At 71.7% G+C, this 3,493-nt stretch carries 3 protein-coding genes; 1 reads left to right on the top strand and 2 read right to left on the bottom strand.

Translation table 11 applies throughout. The features are described from left to right. A partial coding sequence (locus tag QZ500_RS05995; protein WP_295852187.1) for an FCD domain-containing protein occupies positions 1 to 242 on the top strand: 242 nt, incomplete at its 5' end. Positions 243 to 847: 605 nt separating this feature from the next. On the opposite strand, the gene QZ500_RS05990 is transcribed toward QZ500_RS05995, so the two are convergent. Then, a complete protein-coding gene (locus tag QZ500_RS05990; protein ID WP_058641790.1) occupies positions 848 to 1,570 on the bottom strand; it encodes a DNA helicase in 723 nt (240 codons plus the stop codon). 235 nt (positions 1,571 to 1,805) lie between these two features. Further along, positions 1,806 to 3,493 (bottom strand): EAL domain-containing protein (locus tag QZ500_RS05985; RefSeq protein WP_295852184.1); only part of this gene is annotated, 1,688 nt, incomplete at its 5' end.

The raw sequence follows: 3,493 nt of genomic DNA, 5'->3' as shown, positions 1-3,493 counted from the left end.
TGCACCTCTTCCTGGCCGGCGCCAGCGGCAACGTGGTGTTTCCGCGCCTGGTGGAAGAGTTGCGGGTGAACGCCCGACTCTTCCGCCTGCACAGCCCGCTGCACCGCCAGCGCGAGAACCACGACGAACATGGCCGCATCCTGGAAGCCCTGCGCAGCCGCGACGCGGACCGCGCGCGCGAGGCCATGCGCGCGCACCTGCGCAGCCTGCAGGAAGACGTGCGCCGGGCGATCCTGGACTGATCGGGCGCCCAGGACCACGATCGACCGTCGCGTGCCGCTATCGGCGAAAGCTCTGAGCGTCAACCCACAAAGTCGACTTGTGTTGCCGACCCCGCGCCCGCAGCATGGCCTCGCGCCCTGTAGGCGCGAGAGGAGACAAACACATGAAGAAGACCTTGATCGTGATCGCCGCATGCGCGTCGTGCACCAAAGGCAACGTGAACCCGTACACGGGCAAAGAAGGGACGAAGCAACCATGAGACGCCGCCTCCTGGGAGCCGCCCTGGCGACCGTGTTGGGCCTGGTGAGTGCGCCCGCCGCCGCGCGGGGCCGACGTGGCGCAAGCTCGTCGCACCGAAGCGGCCGGACCTCGTTCTCGGGCGGGGGCGGTGGCGGTGGCGCGGGTGGCGCACACGGCGGCTGCGGCTCGCGCGGCGGCCCCGGCTACCGCAAGCCCGATGGCAAGTGCGCGAGCCATCGGGACTGAGCGTCGCGGCCGAACCGGGCGGCCCCTGCCGCCAGGGGCCGCTGCTTTCTCGCCCCGGCGCGCGCAGGGGCGGCAACAACGTCTGCGCGGCTGAGTCGCGCCCCCCGCGTCGCCGCATGGCACGCCATGCCTGCGCCCGCTATCCCTGGGCCACGCCCGCCTGCATCCGCACCGCACCGTCCTGCAGGAAGCAGGCCTTGTCGAAGAGCGTCAGGTCGGCCGGGTTTGGCAGCCGCACGTCGCCGATTCCGGGGAACGGCCGCGTGTCGGGCCGGTAGTCGCGCGCGATCTGCGCCAGGCACACCACCACGGCCTGCCGCTGCTGCGCGAAGGCCTTGAGCTGCACCACCTGCTCGGCCAGCGGCGGCTTGTCGCGACGCTGGTCCAGCAGCTGCAGGTAGTCGATCACCACCAGCATCCGGGGCGGCGCGTCGGCCAGTACCTGGGCGACGTGGACCGACGAGAGTTCATCGGTGGTGTCGATGTGCAGGCCGCACGCCGCGGCAGCCAGTCCATCGCCGCCGGCGTGCAGCAAGGCTTCGACCTCGGCCCGGGTGTATTCAAGCGTGAAAAACGCTGCTGGCCGGCCACGCCGCAATGCCTCGACCGCCAGGCCGAGGCCCAGCGCCGTCTTGCCCTGGTAGGGCCGCGCGGCCAGCAGCACGAGGTCGCCAGGCGACAGCTGCGCATGCAGCTGCGCGGCCTGCCCGCCCTGCTGCCAGGACGCGGCAAGATGACTCCAGGCGCGAAAGCCCTCGCGCACGGCGATGCGGTCGAGCGCGGCATGCAGCGGCAGCTTCTGCGTGCGTGACAGCGCCTTGGCCTGCTGCTTGAGAACGGGAATGGGAGCGGAAAGGGTCATGGCAACCTCAGCATGGGACCATGCGCGCGCCTCCTTGCGCATGCAGGTCGAACCAAGGGCATGAAGCGCAGACGACGGCCCGGTACGGAAGGTACTTCCCCAGTGGAGGCAGGGAGGCACGGGCGAGGTGCCGGCGGCGAGTATGGCACGCAAGGACGCCTGCCATGCCTTCCGCCGCGGCGGCGACGCGCAGCCGAGGCCCCGATCTGCCGGAGGAAGGTCGGTCAGCGCAACCTCAGCCGCCCAGATGCAGCCGCTCGAACTCCTCCGCCGACACCGGACGCCCGAACAGATAGCCCTGGGCCTCGGGGCAGCCGATGCTGCGCAGGAGGGCCAGTTGCTCGCCCGTCTCCACGCCCTCGGCGATCACCGCCATGCCGAAGCTGTCGCCCAGGTACTGGATGGTGCGCACCACCGCGGCGTCGGCGGGGTCCTCGGATGCGTTGCGGACGAAGGCGCGGTCGATCTTCAGGCGGTTGACCGGATAGCGCTTGAGCAGGCTGAGCGACGCGAAGCCGGTGCCGTAGTCGTCGAAGGCCAGGCCGAAGCCGGCGCTGCGCAGGTCGTAGAGCAGCTCGAAGGTGCTGGTGTCGCCGCCCAGCAGCGTGTTTTCCACGATCTCCAGCTCCAGGCATTCGGGCGGCATGCCGGCCTGCGCCACCGCCTGCTGGGCCACGGCGAGCAGGCGGCCCGACTTGAGCTGGGCTGGAAACAGGTTGACGCCGATGCGGAAGCCCGGCCGCAGCCGCTGCCACTGCGCCGCCGTCCGGCAGGCGGTGTGCATGACCCAGTCGCCGACCAGCGCCGCCGAGGGCTTCTGCGACAGCACGTCGATGAAGGCCACCGGCGCCAGCAGACCGCGTGTCGGATGGCGCCAGCGCAGGAGCGCCTCGGCACCGACGACGCGCAGATCGGCGAGCGAGACGTAGGGCTGGTAGAAGAGCTCGTATTCGCCGCGCTCGAAGGCCAGCCGCAGTTCCTGCTGGAAAGCGCGCTGCGCGGCGGCGAGTTCGCGCAGGTCCGGCGTGAACACCTCGATGCCGCCCTTGCCGGCCGCCTTGGCCCGGTAGAGCGTCAGGTCGGCGGCGCCCAGCAGTTCCTCGGGCCGCTCGCCGTGCTCGGGCGCCAGGGCGATGCCGATGCTCGCGCCGAGGTCGGGCAGCGCCTCGAACAACGGAACGGCCTGCAGCTCGTGCAGCAGCGAGGCGGCCTGCTGGCGTGCGGCGTCGGGCGCGTTGCCGGAGAACAGCGCGACGAACTCGTCGCCGCCCAGCCGGGCGATGCAGCGCGCGTCCGGCCAGACCCGCTGCAGCCGGCCGGCCAGGTCGCGCAGCACGGCGTCGCCGGCGGAATGGCCCCAGCCGTCGTTGACTTCCTTGAAGTTGTCCAGGTCGAGCAGAAGCACCGTGGCCCTGGCGTCCTCGGCCAGGGCGCGCTGGATGTGCTCCCGCCAGCTCGCGCGGTTGGCCAGGCCGGTCAGTGTGTCGGTGGTGGCCAGCTGAGTGAGGCGCTGTTCGTGCTTCTTGCGTTCGGTGATGTCGCGCACGATCATGCCGACGCCCGGCCGGCCCTGATCCTGCCAGGTCGACAGCGACAGCTCGGCGGGAAAGCGCGAGCCGTCCGCCCGCTGCGCGGTGACCTCCAGCGTGCGCTCGGCCAAGTCGAGCGGCTCGCCGCCCTGCAGCCGGGCCAGCCGCTCCTCGTAGACGGCCCGCGAGTCCGCATCGAGGATGCCGGTGGCGGGCCGGCCGACGACGTGCGCGGCGGAGCAGCCGAAGACCCGCGCCGCCGCGGCGTTCCAGTAGCTCACGCGCCCCTGGCCGTCGAGGCACACGATGGCATCGGGCGCGGTGGTGGCGATGCTTTCGAAGCGCGCCTGGTCCGCCAGCCGCACGCGGTCCAGCCGCCGCAGTTCCATGCGGC

It is taken from the genome of uncultured Xylophilus sp. (assembly GCA_913776965.1).
In the GTDB taxonomy this organism is placed as follows: Bacteria; Pseudomonadota; Gammaproteobacteria; order Burkholderiales; family Burkholderiaceae_C; genus Xylophilus.
Note: the sequence above shows the minus strand (reverse complement) of the source record. Positions and strands in the feature narration are given on the sequence as shown.

Bases quoted from the DNA above. Each gene is read 5' to 3' on its own strand.
- QZ500_RS05990 (WP_058641790.1), bottom strand. From the start codon at position 1,570: ATGACCCTTTCCGCTCCCATTCCCGTTCTCAAGCAGCAGGCCAAGGCG.